Source organism: Streptomyces sp. NPDC014734 (assembly GCF_043083325.1).
Taxonomy (GTDB): Bacteria; Actinomycetota; Actinomycetes; order Streptomycetales; family Streptomycetaceae; genus Streptomyces.
On sequence record NZ_JBIBYN010000006.1, the window covers coordinates 1 to 16,383 of the forward strand.

12 protein-coding genes are annotated in these 16,383 nt (G+C 71.5%); 6 read left to right on the plus strand and 6 right to left on the minus strand.

Annotation, left to right across the window (positions count from 1 at the left end):
- The 4 genes from ACF1CT_RS12035 to dpgC form a co-directional block, all read left to right on the plus strand.
- Positions 1–3,906: amino acid adenylation domain-containing protein (locus ACF1CT_RS12035; protein ID WP_391783713.1), on the plus strand; the 3,906-nt coding region annotated here is incomplete at its 5' end.
- A gap of 93 nt (positions 3,907–3,999) precedes the next feature.
- The gene (dpgA, locus tag ACF1CT_RS12040; protein ID WP_391783963.1) at positions 4,000–5,097 is read left to right on the plus strand and encodes a 3,5-dihydroxyphenylacetyl-CoA synthase DpgA; all 1,098 of its coding nucleotides are present in this window, start codon (positions 4,000–4,002) and stop codon (positions 5,095–5,097) included.
- 123 nt (positions 5,098–5,220) lie between these two features.
- The gene (gene dpgB / locus ACF1CT_RS12045; RefSeq protein WP_391783714.1) at positions 5,221–5,973 is read left to right on the plus strand and encodes an enoyl-CoA-hydratase DpgB; all 753 of its coding nucleotides are present in this window, start codon (positions 5,221–5,223) and stop codon (positions 5,971–5,973) included.
- Positions 5,973–7,298 (plus strand): (3,5-dihydroxyphenyl)acetyl-CoA 1,2-dioxygenase DpgC, encoded by a 1,326-nt coding sequence (dpgC, locus tag ACF1CT_RS12050; RefSeq protein ID WP_391783715.1) that lies wholly within the window; start codon positions 5,973–5,975, stop codon positions 7,296–7,298. Before dpgB ends, dpgC begins: the two co-directional genes overlap by 1 nt.
- A gap of 96 nt (positions 7,299–7,394) precedes the next feature.
- Here the strand turns inward: dpgC and ACF1CT_RS12055 are convergent, their stop codons facing one another.
- The 4 genes from ACF1CT_RS12055 to ACF1CT_RS12070 form a co-directional block, all read right to left on the minus strand.
- Positions 7,395–8,531 (minus strand): serine hydrolase domain-containing protein, encoded by a 1,137-nt coding sequence (locus tag ACF1CT_RS12055; protein WP_391783716.1) that lies wholly within the window; start codon positions 8,529–8,531, stop codon positions 7,395–7,397.
- 269 nt (positions 8,532–8,800) lie between these two features.
- Entirely contained in the window at positions 8,801–10,066 is a 1,266-nt protein-coding gene (locus tag ACF1CT_RS12060) for an MraY family glycosyltransferase (protein WP_391783717.1), read from the minus strand.
- A gap of 547 nt (positions 10,067–10,613) precedes the next feature.
- The gene (locus ACF1CT_RS12065; protein ID WP_391783718.1) at positions 10,614–10,811 is read right to left on the minus strand and encodes a DUF397 domain-containing protein; all 198 of its coding nucleotides are present in this window, start codon (positions 10,809–10,811) and stop codon (positions 10,614–10,616) included.
- Positions 10,812–10,822: 11 nt separating this feature from the next.
- The gene (locus ACF1CT_RS12070; protein ID WP_391783719.1) at positions 10,823–11,677 is read right to left on the minus strand and encodes a helix-turn-helix domain-containing protein; all 855 of its coding nucleotides are present in this window, start codon (positions 11,675–11,677) and stop codon (positions 10,823–10,825) included.
- A 277-nt stretch (positions 11,678–11,954) separates the two neighbouring features.
- Here ACF1CT_RS12070 and ACF1CT_RS12075 point away from each other — a divergent pair, with 277 nt between their 5' ends.
- Entirely contained in the window at positions 11,955–12,344 is a 390-nt protein-coding gene (locus tag ACF1CT_RS12075) for a hypothetical protein (RefSeq protein ID WP_391783720.1), read from the plus strand.
- A complete protein-coding gene (locus ACF1CT_RS12080) occupies positions 12,341–12,955 on the plus strand; it encodes a TetR/AcrR family transcriptional regulator (RefSeq protein ID WP_391783721.1) in 615 nt (204 codons plus the stop codon). Before ACF1CT_RS12075 ends, ACF1CT_RS12080 begins: the two co-directional genes overlap by 4 nt.
- Positions 12,956–13,071: 116 nt before the next feature.
- Here ACF1CT_RS12080 and ACF1CT_RS12085 read toward each other — a convergent pair whose 3' ends face one another.
- Together ACF1CT_RS12085 and ACF1CT_RS12090 are read right to left on the minus strand one after the other, a co-directional pair.
- Positions 13,072–14,484, minus strand: a complete 1,413-nt coding sequence (locus tag ACF1CT_RS12085; RefSeq protein ID WP_391783722.1) for an acyltransferase — start codon at positions 14,482–14,484, stop codon at positions 13,072–13,074.
- A gap of 682 nt (positions 14,485–15,166) precedes the next feature.
- Complete coding sequence (locus ACF1CT_RS12090) at positions 15,167–16,009, minus strand: C40 family peptidase (RefSeq protein ID WP_391783723.1); 843 nt, start codon at positions 16,007–16,009, stop codon at positions 15,167–15,169.
- Between the last annotated feature and the right edge of the window lie 374 nt (positions 16,010–16,383).

A 16,383-nucleotide genomic window follows, 5' to 3' on the forward strand; every position in this document is an offset into this window, starting at 1 on the left:
CTGTGGTTCCTGTACCGGCTCGACGGCCCGTCGGCGACGTACAACATCCCGGTGGTGACACGGGTCGCGGGGACGCTGGAGCCCGAGGCGTTCACGGCGGCGGTACAGGACGTCGTCGCCCGGCACGAGGTCCTGCGGACCGTGTACGCGGAAGTGGCGGGCGAGCCGGTCCAGCGCATCCTGGCCCGCGCCGACGCACCGGTGGAGTTCGTGCCCTGCACGCCCGACGAGGTGGCCGAACGGGTCGCCGAGGCGACCGGGCACCACTTCGACCTGGCCCGCGAAGTGCCGCTGCGGGTGCGCGTGGTGGAGCCGGGGCCGGACGAGTCGGTACTGGTGACGGTGGTGCACCACATCGCGGCCGACGGCTGGTCGATGGCCCCGCTCTCGGCCGACCTGTCCACCGCCTACACCGCGCGGCTCGCCGGACACGCCCCGGACTGGGAGCCGCTGGAGATCCAGTACGCCGATTACACCCTGTGGCAGCACGAACTCCTCGACGTCGAGGGGCCGCGTCGGCTCGCCCACTGGCGGCGGGTCCTGGACGGGCTGCCGCAGGAGCTCGTACTGCCCACGGACCGGCCCCGGCCCGCCCGCGCCTCCTACCGGGGCGGCAGCGTGCCCGTGCGGCTCGACGGCGAGGTGCACACGCGGCTGCGCGCGGTGGCCCGCGAACGCGGCGCCTCGGTGTTCATGGTGGTGCAGGCGGCCGTCGCCGCCCTGCTCACCCGGCTCGGCGCGGGCACCGACATCCCCCTGGGCACCGTCGTCGCCGGACGCGACGACGCCGCACTCGAAGAACTCATCGGCTTCTTCGTCAACACCCTCGTCCTGCGCAACGACACCTCCGGCAACCCCACCTTCACCGAACTCGTCGACCGCACCCGAACCACCGACCTGGCCGCCTACGACCACCAGGACCTGCCCTTCGAACGCCTCGTCGAAGAACTCTCCCCCACCCGCTCCCTCGCCCACCACCCCCTCTTCCAGGTGTACCTGTCCATGCAGAGCGGCGGCATCGCGGACTTCGAGCTCGCCGGGTTCGCCTGCCGCCCCGAGCCGGGGCGCGCGGACATCGCCAAGTTCGACCTCTCCTTCTTCCTGGGCGAGTGCTGGGGCGAGGACGGCGGGGCCGCCGGCCTTGACGGATTCGTCGAATACGGCTCCGACCTGTTCGACCGGGACACCGCGCAGGCGCTGGCGCGCCGCCTGGAGCGTGTGCTGCGACAGGTGGCGGCCCACCCCGAGGCCCGGATCGACGACCTCGACGTGCTGGACGCGGACGAGCGGCGGCGACTGCTCGTCGACTGGAACGACACCGCGCGCCCCGTCACCGCCGTCTCGGTCGCCCGCACATTCGAGGACCACGCGGCCCGCACCCCGGACGCGCCGGCCGTGGTGTTCGGGAGCACGGCACTGACATACCGTCAACTCGACCTGGCGTCCAACCGGTTGGCCAGACACCTGCGAGGGCTGGGCGCGGGGCCCGAACGGCTGATCGCCGTGGCGCTGCCGCGTTCGGAGCGGATGGTCGTCGCGCTGCTCGCCGTCCTGAAGACCGGCGCCGCGTACCTGCCGCTGGACACCGCGCACCCGGCCGAGCGCCTGTCCGCAGTGCTGGCCGACGCGGATCCGGCGCTGCTGCTCACGGAGTCGGAGACGGCGCGGTCCGTGCCCGCCACCTGCCCGGTCGTGTGCCCGGACGAGGCGGCGACGGCCGACCGGATCGCGGCCGGGTCGCCCGCCCCCCTGTCCGACGAGGAGCGGGGCGGCCCGGTGCCGCCCGACGCCGCCGCGTACGTCATCTACACCTCGGGTTCCACGGGCCGCCCCAAGGGAGTGGTCGTCACCCACGGCAACATGCTCAACCTGGTGCTCGCGCAGCGCGACCACCACGGCGTGGGGCCCGACGACCGGATCGCGGCGGTCACCACGATCGCCTTCGACATCGCGGTGACCGAGCTGTACCTGCCACTGGTCTCCGGTGCCCGCATGGTGCTCGCCCCGCGCGACGCGGCGCGCGACCCCGCCGTGCTGGCCGAGCTGCTGCACCGCCACCGGGTGACCGTGCTCCAGGCCACGCCGAGCCTGTGGCGCGTGCTGGTCGCCGAGGTGCCCGACGCCCTGCGCGGGCTGCGCATGATCACCGCGGGCGAGGCGCTGCCGGCCGACCTGGCCCGGGACATGGCCGCGCTCGCCGCGGTCGTGGTCAACCAGTACGGGCCCACCGAGACCACCGTCTACTCCACGCTCCTGGACGTGCCGGTCGCCGCCGCCCGCACGGTGCCGATCGGCCGCCCGCTCCCCAACACCGCGGTGTACGTGCTCGACGCGGCAATGGGACCGGTGGCACCGGGCACGGCGGGCGACCTGTACATCGCGGGCTCCGGGGTGGCGCGGGGCTACCTGGGGCGGCCGGGCCTCACGGCGGCACGGTTCGTGGCGGACCCGTTCGGCCCGCCCGGGTCGCGCATGTACCGCACGGGCGACCGGGTGCGCTGGACGCGGCACGGTGTCCTGGAGTACCTGGGGCGCGACGACTTCCAGCTCAAGATCCGCGGCTTCCGGGTGGAACCGGGCGAGATCGAGGCCGCCCTCACCGCGCACCCGGACGTCGCGCGGGCCGCGGTGGTCGCCCGCCCGGACCGCTCCGGCGGACAGGGCCTCGTCGGCTACTTCGTCGGCACGGCCCCGGGCACGGTGGACGCGGCCACCCTGCGCGACCACCTCTCGGCCCGACTGCCCGGCCACATGGTGCCGCCGCACCTGGTGGAACTGGACGCACTGCCGGTGAACGCGAACGGCAAACTGGACGGCGCCGCGCTGCCCGAGCCCGACCGGACCCCCGCCGGGCGCGGGCGCGCCCCCACGACGGAGCGCCAGAAGGCGCTGTGCGCGCTGTTCGCCGAGGTGCTCGGGGTGTCCGAGGTCGGGGCCGGCGACGGATTCTTCGACCTCGGCGGGCACTCGCTGCTCGCGATCCGGCTGGTGGGCCGCGTCCGCGAGACGCTGGGCGTGGAACTGCGGGTGAGCACCGTGTTCGAGGCGCCGACCGTGGAACTCCTGGAGCGGGCGCTCGACACGGCGGCGTCCGCCACCGCCACCGGGACCACCGGTACCGGCGACGGCGTCGGCCCGGTCCTGACCCTCCGCGCCGGAGGAGCCGGGTGCCCCGTGTTCCTGCTGCCGCCCGCGAGCGGGCTCGGCTGGGCGTACTCCTCGCTGCTCGCCCACCTGCCGCGGGAGCACCCGGTGCACGCGCTGCAGGACCCGCGCCTGGACGGACCGGGCGAGGTGGCGGCGCTCGACGTGCCGCTGATCGCGGCGGCCCACCTGGAGCGGCTGCGCGCGCTCCGGCCGAGCGGCCCCTATGTCCTGGTGGGCTGGTCGCTGGGCGGGATCGTCGCGCAGCACCTGGCCGCCGAACTGGAGGACCTGGGAGAGACGGTGGCCCTCCTGGCGCTCGTGGACGCCCCGGCGGGCGGCCCCGACGGACCGCCGCCCGGTGTGCCGGAGGCGGTGTACGTGGCCCTGGACGGCGCCGCCGAGTGGCCGGCCGGCACCGCCGCGTTCCCCTCCGCCGACGCGCTGCGCGGCGCGCTGCCCGCGGACCACCCGCTCGCCGACCTGCCGGACCGGGTCCTGGAGCGGCTGCCGCGCGTCGCCCACGAGAACCTCGTCGCGGCCGTCGCGCACCGCCCGCGCCCCGTGCGCGCCCGGACACTGGTCTTCGACGCGGCCGAGCCCGACCGGCCGGGCCCGTCGCCATCGGCATCCTGGAAGCCCTACCTCACAGGCGAAGTGACTGTTCATCAGGTATCCCGGGGCCACTTCGAGATCGTCAAGAGCCATGCCCTGCGAGCCATTGGAACGACTCTACGGAACGAGGTGAACGACGTTGGCTGAGGAACAGGTCAAGGAGCTCATCAGGAGCGCCCGTCGGAGCTGGGGGTGGACGTACCGGTGACTACCGCACTCCGCCTCCCCAACCCCGGCGCCCTGCGCACGGCGGGCGCGATTCCGCTGACGCGGTCGCCCATCTCCCGGATCACCGGGGTCGGCACGGCCACCCCGCCGAACTCGTACACGCAACAGGAACTGCTCGACACCTTCGACATCGAGGACCGTCGCATCCGGTCCGTCTTCCTGAACAGCGCCATCGAGCGGCGCTTCCTGACCCTCCCGTCGAAGCGCCCCGACGGCAGCCGCGCCCAGGAGGTGCAGGGACAACTCCTCGCCAAGCACCGGGCCGAGGGCATCGCCATGGGTGCGCAGGCCGTGCAGGCGGCCCTCAAGCACGCGAACCGCGAACTCTCCGACATCCGCTACCTGACCTGCGTGACCACCACCGGGTTCATGACGCCGGGCTTCAGCGCGCACCTGATCCGAGAACTCGGCATCGACACCCACTGCAGCCGCCTCGACGTCGTCGGCATGGGCTGCAACGCGGGCCTCAACGCCCTGAACGCGGTGTCCGGCTGGGCCCACGCACACCCCGGCGAACTTGCCCTGATGGTGTGCATCGAGGTGTGCTCCGCCGCGTACGTCTTCGACGGCACGATGCGCACCGCCGTGGTCAACAGCCTCTTCGGGGACGGCGCGGCGGCGATCTGTGTGGTCGGCGGCGAGGAGACGCCCGGGCCTGGGGGCGAACACGGCCCGGACATCCTCAAGTTCACGAGCGGCATCATCCCCGAGGCGATCGGCGCGATGCGCTACGACTGGGACGACGACGCCAACCTCTTCAGTTTCTTCCTCGACCGTGACATCCCGTACGTGGTCGGCGGGCGCGTGGAGACCGTGGTGGACAAGCTCCTCGACGGCACGGGGCTGCGCCGCAGCGACATCGGCCACTGGCTGGTGCACTCCGGCGGCAAGAAGGTCGTGGAGTCGGTGATGGTGAACCTCGGCCTGACCCGCTACGACGTCCGGCACACCACCGAGGTGCTGCGCGAGTACGGCAACCTCTCCAGCGGTTCCTTCCTGTTCTCGTACCAACGGCTGCTCGACGAGGGCCTCGTCCGGCCGGGTGAGTACGGGGTGCTGATGACGATGGGTCCGGGCTCGACGATCGAGACGGCGCTGGTCCGCTGGTGAGCCGGCGCCGGGGGGCCGGCACCCGGCCCCCGCGCCGCATCACACATGTCAGCGTCACCCCACGCATCGCACCTCGTGGTTCACGCATGTCACATCACGCATCACACACGGAGAGGCAAGGCATTGTCCGCACGGACTGCGACGGCCACCACGGCCGGTACGGATCATCCCGTCGACGGGCCGCTCGACGGCCCCGAGCTGCGCGTCGACACCGCGCGCGCCCTGTCCCCGGCCCTCGTCGCCGACCTGGACGCCTTCTGCGACCGGCTGGAGGCAGCCGGGGACCGCGCCGTGGGCGTCCTGCGCCTGACCGGCGGGGCCGCCGACCGGGACCTGCGGGGTGACGGGGTCGACGTACACCTGGTGAGCAAGTGGGAGCGGGCACTGCGCCGCATGGAACGTCTCGGCGCACCCACGCTCGCGCTGGCCGAGGGCGAGTGCGGCGGCGTCGCGCTGGACGTCCTGCTGGCCGCCGACTACCGGATCGCCACCCCGGACACGGTGCTGCGGCTGCACGTGCGGCCGGACGGGGTGTGGCCCGGCATGGCGGTGTTCCGGCTCGCCAGCCACGCGGGGGCGGCCCGGGTGCGGCGCGCTGTGCTGTTCGGGACGCCCCTGGCCGCGGTCGAGGCCCTGGAACTGAACCTGCTCGACGAGGTCGTCGCCGACGACCGGCGCGAGGCCTCGGTGAAGACGGCTGCGGAGCTGCTTGCCGCGTTCCCCGGACCCGAACTCGCGGTGCGCCGAAGGCTGCTGATCGACGCGACGAGCAACAGCTTCGAGGACGCGCTGGGCAGCCACCTGTCGGCGTGCGACCGTTCGCTGCGGCGCGAGCGCGAGCGGGCCGAGGGCACGGAGCGGGAGGCCGGGGTCTGATGGCCGACGCGTACGAGGACGTCGACGGCGAGCTGTCGACCGCGCGCAAGGCCCTGCTCGCCGCGGCGACGGAGGCGGACGAGATCCTTGCCGCGCTGCCCGAACCCGCCGACCGCTCGCCCGGGCAGCGGGAGGCGGCGACCGCCGCGAAGAACACGGCCCGGGAGCTGCGCGCCCGTTTCCTGGCCGCGCACGCCGACGCGGTGTACGACGAGCTGACGGACGGGCGCACCCGCCGCCCCCGGCTCGCGGTCCTCGCCGACGGGGCGGCCCTCGCCTTCCCCGGCCTGGTGCCGACGGCGGAGCAGATGGCCGTCGAACGCGGCCGGGCCCAGGGGCTGAAGGAAGGCCGGGAGATCGACCAGGGACTGCTGTTCTCGCGGCTCCTGGAGTCCCCGGTGGCGGGACCGCACCTGATGGACTCGATGCTGCGGCCGACGGAACGCGCGCTGGCGGACCTGGCGGAGTTCCGGCGCACCGGAACGGCGGACCTGGGTTCGGTGCGGGTCGAACGTCGCGGCTCGGCCGCGTACCTGACCATGTGCCGCGAGGACAGCCTCAACGCCGAGGACAACCGGCAGGTCGACGACATGGAGACCGCCGTCGACCTGGTGCTGCTCGACCCGGACGTGGGGGTGGGTGTGCTCCGGGGCGGCGAGATGACGCACCCGCGCTACCGGGGCCGTCGCGTGTTCAGCGCCGGGATCAACCTCAAGGCCCTGCACGCGGGCGAGATCTCCCTTGTCGACTTCCTGCTGCGCCGCGAACTCGGGTACATCGCGAAGATCTCGCGGGGGCTGATGGCCGATCACGCGGGGGCGTGGCACTCCCCGACGGTGGTCAAGCCGTGGGTGGCCGCCGTGGACACCTTCGCCATCGGCGGCGGGGCGCAGTTGCTGCACGTCTTCGACCGGGTGATCGCGGCGTCCGACGCGTTCCTCAGCCTGCCGGCCGCGCAGGAGGGCATTATCCCCGGCGTCTCCAACTTCCGCCTCCAGCAGTCGGCGGGGGCCCGGATCTCCCGGCAGATCGTGCTGTGGGGACGGCGGATCCGGGCGACGGAACCGGACGCCCGGCTCTTCGTCGACGAGGTGGTGGAGAGCGCCGACATGGACCGGGCGGTGGAGACGGCGGCGGAGCGGCTCGACAGCCCGGCGGTGGTGACGAACCGCCGGATGCTGCGGCTGGCGGAGGAGCCGCCGGACGCGTTCCGCGCGTACATGGCACAGTTCGCGGTGCAGCAGGCGCTCCGTCTCTACAGCGAGGACGTGATCGGGAAGGTGACGCGCTTCTCGACGGCGCACCGGACCGACTCGCCCTCCTGAGGAACCGCTCCCCGGGGCGCGGGGCCGGCCCCGTCGTCCGGCCCCGCGCCGTCCGGCCCCGTCGTCCGGCCCCGCGCCGGCCGGTACCGACGGCGTTCAGTCCGTGAGCGAGTCGACGACGATCCGCCGTATGTGCGTGATTCCGGAGTCGGCCCCGGTGGGGTTCAGCGAGTAGACCACCCGGTGCTCCAGGTCCTCGGTGGCGAAGAACCCGTTGTCCCAGCCGGGCCGCGATCCCGTCTTGCCCCAGGCGGTCCGGCCGTCCGGCAGCTCGTACCGCATCAGCCCGCCGACACTGAAGCAGGGCTCCCCGCCGGGGCAACTGGTGTTGGTCGGGGCGCTGGACGCGTCGTGGGGCACCGCGAAGACAAGCTTCTGCTGGGCGGGCGGCAGCAGCCTGCCCCGGAACAGAGCGGTGAGGAAGCGGTCCAGGTCGGCGGCGGTGGAGATCATGCCGCCCTCGGCCCACGGGTACGGGCTCTGCTCGGTGACGTCGTCCCCGCCGACGTACACCCGGGCGTGGGGCGAGGGAATGGCCGGGTCGTCGGCAGCGGGCAGGCTCGTGTGACGGAGACCCAGCGGCAGGATGACGCGCTGCCGGAGCTCATGGGCGAAGGAATGGCCGGTGGCCTTCTCGACGATCAGCCCGAGAGCGAACGCGTTGAGCCCGTTGTACTGCTGTACGGAGCCCGGCTCGGGCGGCGTCCGCAGCGGGTCCGTCGCGGCGAACGACGCGCTCAGCAAACCGGCCGGGGTCACCGACCGCAGCCACCAGCCCGCACCGTCGTCGGGACCCGGGGTCCGGGCGGGCCGCGGAAAGCCGCTGGTGTGGTCGAGGAGATGCCGCACGGTGACCCGCTCGTACGCGGCGGGCACGAGCGTGGGCAGATAGGCGCGGACGGGGGCGTCCAGCCCGATCCGCCGCTCGGCCACGAGCTGGAGGACGACGGTCTGCGTGAAGATCTTGGTGGTGCTGCCGATCCTGAAATGGGCGTCGGGGACGACCGGCCCCATGGCCGCGCCGACACCGTCCCGCCTGATCAGCGCGCCCGCGTAGACCGTTCTCGGCAGCGAGTCGACGATGTCCTGCGCGGACGGGCGCGCGGAGGCCGCGACACTCGCGGGGGGCGTGGTGCGTGCGGCGGCCGGGGGCGGCCCGGCCGCTGCCGCGGGCAGGGCCGCGCCCGCGAGGAGGGCGGCGGCGACGAGCGCGGGGGCGAGGCGGCTGCGCATGGGACTGCTCCAGTGGGAAGGGGGCGGCGAACGTCCCCAACTCTCCGACGGGAGGCAGGCGTTGACGATCAGGAATCACCCTGGGAGACCCCGGGACGAGCCCCGACGCCTGCTCGGGGTTCTCCCCGGGTTCCCGGGACTCGGGGCGCCGCCCGCGGACCCCGGTCGGCCGCCGTCCGGACGGTGCCCGGCCACCGTGGCGACCGAAGTGACCGCGGCGACCGAAGCGACCGGGCTGACCGGGCTGACCGGAGCGGCCGGGGCGCGGCCTACGACCGCTGCCCGGCGTCCGCGTGGGGGCGCCGCTCGGCCGCAGCGTCCTCCTCGGCGCACTGCCCGCCGGTGGCGACCACACGTCCCTCGGTCCGGGGCCGCATCAGCCGCATCCGGGCCAGCACATCGGTGATGGCGAAGTCGTAGCGGGGCTGGAGCAGCAGGATCAGCCCCAGCCCGCAGACGATCGCGACCCCGTACAGGATCCAGGACTTGGCACCCCGCGCCGAATACGCCACGACCCCGAACGAGATCAGCGTCGACCAGAAGTACATGAGCAGCACGGCCCGCCGGTGCGAGTGCCCGAGCTGGAGCAGCCGGTGGTGGAGGTGCCCCTTGTCGGCGGCGAACGGAGACTTCCCGTTCCAGGTGCGCCTGACGACCGCGAGCAGGAGATCCGCGACGGGCAGCGCGATCACCGACAGCGGCAGCAGCAACGGGATGTAGACCGGAACCATCGCGGCCGTTCCCGAGGTGCCGTCGACGGGCCGGTTGAACAGGCCCGGATCGACCTCGCCCGTGACGGAGACCGCGCAGCCCGCGATGAGCAGCCCGAGCAGCATGGACCCGGAGTCGCCCATGAAGATGCGGGCCGGGTGCGAATTGTGCACCAGGAAGCCGAGGCACATGCCCGCGAGGATCGCGGAGACGAGCGTGGTGGAGGCGGCGGCCTCGATGCCGTAGCCGTACCAGAGCCGGTACGCGTACAGGAAGAACGCCGTCGCCGCGATGCCCACCGTCCCGGCGGCGAGTCCGTCGAGCCCGTCGACGAAGTTCACCGCGTTGATCGTGAAGACGATCAGTCCCACGGTCAGCAGAGTGCCCTGCCAGTCGGCGAGGTAGAACCCGTCGGTGCCCGGTACCGGCAGCCAGAGGATCGTCAGCCCCTGGAACGCCATCACCCCGGCGGCCAGCAACTGCCCGCCGAGCTTGACCAGCGAGTCGAGCTCCCATTTGTCGTCGAGCACCCCCAGCAGCCAGATCAGCGCGGCCCCGGACAGCAGTGCCCGGGGTGTCGAGCTCTGGGTGAAGATCTCCTCCAGATGCGGGAGGTGCGATGCCACCAGGTACCCGGCCAGCAGCCCGCCGAACATGGCGATGCCCCCGAGGCGCGGAGTCGGCTCGCGGTGGACGTCACGTGCCCGGATCTCCGGTACCGCTCCGATCGCGATGGCGAACTTGCGGACCGGTCCGGTCAGGAGATGGGTCACCGCAGCCGTGATGAACAGCATCAGCAAGTAGTCCCGCACGGGCGGCCTCACATCCCGGCCCGACGGGCCGACTCCTGAACAGCTTCTTCCGGTTCCGCTGCACCGGGTTTCTCCGGGGGTCGCTGCTCAGGGCGGGACGGGACGGGGCCGGGCCGATGGCGATCTCGGTACGACGACCGGCACGGGATCCTGGCTCCGGGCCCGAGTCCGGGCCGAGGCCCCTCGCTGCGCCCCGGTGAGCCTAACCCATGGTTATTCCCGCGCTGCGGGGTGGCGTGCGGGGGAACGGTTCGGCAGCGGCACGGGGCGAGCGGCCTGTGGGTGTCGAGCCGCCCGTGACTGCCGGGGAGCCGCACGCATGGCGGACCGTCCGAGCGCGGGGTGCCGAGGCTTCGAGCCCGGGTGGCGGAGGAGCGACGCGAGTGGGGGTGGAGCCAGGTGCGGCGGGATGTATTGCGCCGTCGGGGCGATGACGCACGGGACGCGAAGTGTCACGGATGTGACTGGATCAACCTTGCGCCGGTGCATTCTTTTCCTGAACGAGCACGAGCCCCTGGCCGGACCGGACAGGGGCTCGTACGAGTGACAGCGGCGCGTGCTATCGAATGACCTGGTCGAATTCGCCCGCCTTGACACTCCGGACGAACGTCGCGAACAGTTCGCGGCTCGTGCGGGTGATCACGCGCGGTTCGTCGCTCTCCCGCAACAGGATCCCCTCGGCATGGCGTGCGACCTCGACGCACTGCTCTCCGCCGCCGGAGAACGACGACTTCTGCCAGTTGGTCTCAGTGTCCATGTCACGGATTATCACAGGTCGCGTGCGATGTGGTGAATGAAGCTCCGGGACTCGGCGGGATCGAGACCGACCTCCTCCGCGAAGTCGAGCTGCATGCGGTACCGGTTCAGATCGGCCACGGCATCGAGGTGGACACCCCTGAACGGGGCGTCGATGTGGACGGTGTCCAGTTGAGGCACGACCCCGCCCGCGTACAGCACGGTCTGCGTCACATCGACGAACTGCTCGGCGGCGAACGGGATCACGCGTACGGTCACGGCCGGGCGTTCCGTCTCCTCCAGGAGTCGTTCCAGCTGGGCCCGTGCGACCTTGCGGCCCCCCGGCCTCATGCGCAGCCCGGCCTCATGGATGACGACGTCGAACTTCGGCGGTTCCGCGCGGTTCAGCACGTCCTGCCTGAGCATCCGGTGCTCGACCCGCGCTTCCACCTCGTCCTCGGACAGCTTGGGGAAGACGCCCTCGAAGAGGGCCCGGGCGTACTCCCGGATCTGGAGCAGGCCGGGCATCGTCACCGACTGGAGGCAGCGCATGTACCGGGCGTGGTGCTCCAGCTCCGCGATGTTCAGGAACCCGGGCGCCAGTACGCCGCGGTAGCCGTCCCACCAGAACTGACCCCGGTGCTCCCGCGATATGGCGCACAGCGCGTCGACCAGTGCGGTGTCGTCGCAGGAGTAGAAGCTGGCCAGACGGCGGATGCGTTCCTCGCCGACGCCGATGCGGCCGGCCTCTATGTGGCTGATCTTGGCCTGATCGGTGGAGATCAGTCCGGCGGCCTCGCGCGCGGTCATGCCGGCCTGCTCGCGCAGCTTCCTCAACTCGCAGCCCAGCCGGATCTGTCGTGCGGTGGGGTTGTCCCTCGGTGGCATGTCACCTTCCTCTGATTGCCGCACAGTCTTGCGTGCCGCCGAGGGTCCGGTCCACCCGGACGCATGAGGCTCGGGCGGCAACCTTGCCCCGGTGTATTCCTGCTCCATGTCGTCCTGTCCGGCGGTGCGACGTCCCGTCGGCACGGCGTGAGGGGGTGTGGGCCCGTGTTGATTTGGACGGTCGTCCAGGACTATCGTCCAAATCAATGGCTGTCGATTCCCGGCAGCCACCGGTTCTGGACGGCTGCCGGTTCTCGCGGCGGCGACGGAGGGTGTAATGAATCAATCACTGCTGGCGACGGTGACGGCGGCGCTCCTGGTCTGGGAGGCGCTCCTGCTGATTCCCATGGTTCCGGGGAAGCTGATCGACACGCGGGACTTCTCCCCGCTGCCCCGATGGCAGTTCAACGCCTTCAACGTGTATCTGACCTCGCTCGGCCTCGCCAGCTTCGTGGTGGCAGGGTTCGCCATGGCGGACCAGCACTGGGCATTCGTGGCGGCGCTGGTGCTGAGCCTCGGCTACATTGCGGTCTTCGCGGCCGATCTCGGCGCGGTCTTCCCCGTCGTGCCCGATGCCCTGCCGGTGCAACTGCTGGTCCTCGAAGCGATCGCACTGGCCTCGGCCGGTGTGAACGTGGTCATCTCGATCCAAGGAATGCGACTGTGAACAGCGAGTCCGCGAATCCCTCGCGCCGGACGGATACGCGCGAAAGGCTCATCGAGGCCACCGCCTCGCTCATCCCCGAGTTGGGCTGGGGCGATGTGAGCAGCCGACGGGTCGCGGAGCGCGCGGGCGTCAACACCGGTGTGATCCACTACCACGTGGGAAGCATCGGCGAACTCCGGCGCATCGCCGCCCTGAGGAAGATCCGGACGTTCTTCCTCGACCGGGTCGGCGAAGCCCTGGAGGAGCCGGATCCGGTCGTGGCCGTCGAGGTCATGCTTCGCGCGCTGTCGGCCAACGATCCACGTGACCCGGAACTGCTGTTGCTGTACGAGTCCCTCGTCGCGGCGGGCCGGGACGACCAACTGCGCGCCGAGACCGCCCGCTTGCTCGCCGAGTTCCGGCAGGTGCTGTGCGACTGGTTCGCGGCCCGCGGCGTCACGCGTCCGCTCGTCGTCGCGGTCACCCTCACGGCGGCGATCGACGGCTACCTGCTCCAGCGGTCGCTCGACCCGTCCGTCGAGCCGGGCCCTCTCGTCGACGGTCTGGTCGGTCTGGTCCGACAGCACCTCGCACCCGACGGCGCCGGGGGAGACCCGTCCGGCGGGGCATGAGGCGCCGGGCGGCTCTCCCGCTCCCGGAGCTCCGGCACGGGCAGGAGCCCCGGACGACGAACACCGACTGCGCGGACGACGGACGGTGCGCCACGGACTGCGTGACGCGGACGGGCTCAAGGCGTGAGGCCGTTGGCCGCTGTCTTCGCCGCCAGGGCGCGGGCGCCTTCACGGCGCACCGCCACCTGAACGGGCACGGTGCGGGAGCGGCGCGCGCCGGCGGATTTCGGCATGGCCGCCTCCCGAACAGGCCCCGCCTCCCGCACGGTGCTCCTCGCCCGCACGATGAGCAGCCCCGCCACCACCAGCAGCACCGAGAGCACCGGCCCCAGGGAGTTCCCGGGGGAGATGAACCCCTGTGCGGCGAGCCCGAGGAGCCCGCCGGCGGAGAGCACGGCCGCGAGAACGACCCTGCCGAGGCTCGTGTCCGACGACTCGCCGGAACCACGACGGGTCTCGAACCTGCCGAAGATCTTGGTGAGGCACACCAGGGACGCCCCGGCGACTGAGACCCACACCGGGATCACGGCGAACCACATCGGGCTGCCGGGCGTCGGAGTGGCGAGCCCGAGCCCGACCACGAAGATTCCCGCGGTCACCACGAGGGCCGGCATGTGCCAGAGATACAGGGTCATGAAGCGGGCCCCGCACCACCGCAGGACAGCGGCGACGCCCGGACGCGCGGCGAGTCGCGTCAGCACGGGCTTGAGCGTCAGCCACAGTCCGAGCTGGCCGATCGTCAACGACACCATCAGCGCCGTCGGAGGGCTCATGTTGGAGACGGGGGCGCCGGGCATTCCGATCATGGACGACGGATAGGGCCCGAAGAACACGGCTGCCGCGGTGAGCCCGAAGCCGACGACGGCCAGACCCGACGACGCCCACCGGCTCCGCATGTTCAGGGAGCCGTCGGCGTAGTGGAAGCCGAACTGGTGGGCCGCCAGCCAGACGAAGAGGGCGTTCAGGAAACCGATCGCGGGGCTGACCTCGAAACGCAGCACGTCGACGACCAGGGCACAGACGGCGAGGACCCCGATCACGCGCCATCCGTACCGGCGGTACAACGCGTACATGACCGGCGTGACGGCGACCACCAGCACATAGACGGCGAGGAACCAGAGAAGCTGCCCGGCGATCTTGCCCGCCATCAATACCGGCTGCTGAGGCACACCTCCAGCGATCAGCACATGCGGCAGGAGCAGCCATACGGCAGCCAGCGGCACGACCGGAACCAGGAGGCGCGCGATTCTGCTCCGGAGCCAGTCGCGCACCGACGTCACCGACCGGAACGAAAAGAAATTGGCGGCCCCACCGGCGAAGAACACCATGGGCATGACCTGGGTCAGCCAGGTGACAATCCACCACCCAGGACTTGCGAGAGCGTTTCCGGTGCTCAATTGACCGTTGTCATAGGCCAGAACCGGCATGAGCCAGTGCTGGGAAATCACGGCCAGCACGCAGAGCGCTCTGATGATGTCTATGAATGAGTCGCGACCACGACTGGGCGAATGAGCATGCGTCGGCTGCATGTAATCATCGTGTCGTCAACGGCCGGCACGGACAGTAAAGAGGGCACCCGAATTCCATGGGGGGTCAGCACCGCAGCCGTGGTGGGGTTTCCCCCACCCGGTTCCACCGGCCCCCACCCGGCTCCCACCGGACCTCACCAGGTTTCCCCGTCCGACCGGACCGGGCGGATCTCAGGGGCCGGACGGTGGCAGCAGTTTTCCGGTGAGGGCGAAGCGCCCGTCCGTATGGGGTTCTTGCGGTACTCGGTCCAGCCCGTTCGGGACAGGCCGGGCATGCCGAATTTCCCATCGCGTGATTCCGTTCCCGACCGGCGAAATGGTTCTTCAGGCGGACGTCCCGGCCGCCGGTCCCCGACGCTCTCCGTGGATTTCTTGGAATGCCTGCCGCCGACAGGCATTCACCTGGACCGAGCTGATGGACGGTGAAGGAATTCGTCGGCCGTGGTACCTGTTGCGGGCGACCGGAAACAATGAGCGAAGCAAGACATGGACACCGGCAATTTCCCTCCCGTGCCCAAGGTGTGCACATTCTCGGGCCGTCGGACGACGGACGGAGAGGGGAACCGGCCGGGCCGTCGGCATGGCGAAGGGCCGCCGCTCCCGAGCGGGGGAGCGACGGCCCTTCGCCGTCTTCACGGCACGTCGTCGACGTGCTCGCGCACCTGTCCGGCGCGCTTGTGAATCAGAGAACGCGGACCGCGCCCGACGGCGGGTCGTAGGAGAGCGGGCGCTGCACCACACCGGTGCGGGAGTTCTGCGCGCCGACGAACTCGCCGCCGCCCACGTACACCGCGACGTGGTAGGCGCTGCCGGCGCTGCCCCAGTACAGGATGTCGCCGGGCTGAAGGTTGTTCAGGGAGACCTGGGTGCCCGCGGTGGACTGGGCCTGCGAGACGCGCGGCAGGTCGACGTTGACCGAGCGGAACGCCGCCTGGACCAGGCCCGAGCAGTCCCACGAGTTGGGGCCGGTGCCGCCGGGCACGTACGCGTCGCCGACCTGGGCCTTCACGAAGGCGAGGATGGACGCGGCGGTGCCGGTCGCGTGCGACGAGGAAGAAGAGGAGGAGGACGTGGACGCGTACGAGGAGGCGCCCGCGGTGGAGCCGGAGGTCGCGCTGAGCGTCGTACGGACCTGGGTGCGCGAGGCGCGCAGTGCGGTCTCGGCCTTCGCCCTGGCGGCGGCCTCGGCCTTCTCCTTGGCCTCGGCCTTGCGGACCGCCTCGGCCTTGGCCTTCTTGGCGGCCTTGGCGGCGGTGGTCGCGGCGGCATCCTGCTGTGCCTGCGTCTGCAGGTCCTCGGCGACCTGAGCCGTCGCCTGGGCGGACGCGGCGACGGCGGTGGAGAGGCCCTCGGTGATGGTGGGCATCTCGATGGTCTGGGTCACCGGCTCGGCCTGAGCCGGTCCGGCAGCGCCGGCGACCGCGATGGTGCTGAGGACGCCACCGGCAACTCCGGCGCGCAGCGCTGTCTTCGGAGCGCTTCGGCGGGGCTTCCGGTGGCTGGGTATGTGAGCGGTGTGGGACATGGGTACTAGCGCTATCAGGGCTCGCGGCCTCCCATCAAGAAACGTGTGTTGCGACACAGTTACGTTCGGAATCTGTGAATCCGCTTTCCGGCGGGCCTTATTGACGCCGTAACGGGCATAACGGGCACACCTGATCACCGCTGTGATCACGGACTTTCGCCAATTAGTCCGAATTGCCCGCCACTTACCATCCGTTCGCACTGATGGCCAAGCCCGCTTTCATGGGGGTGGTCGTCGAGTGACGCAGGTCACGGAACGCATGTCGGGTGTGAGCGGTTGCGGGTGGTTCATGGGAGTGCGTACACGAATGGGGTACGCGGGCGAGGCGTGCGGGTGGTGCGCACGGGCGACCCGGGGATGCGGGCGACGCGTGG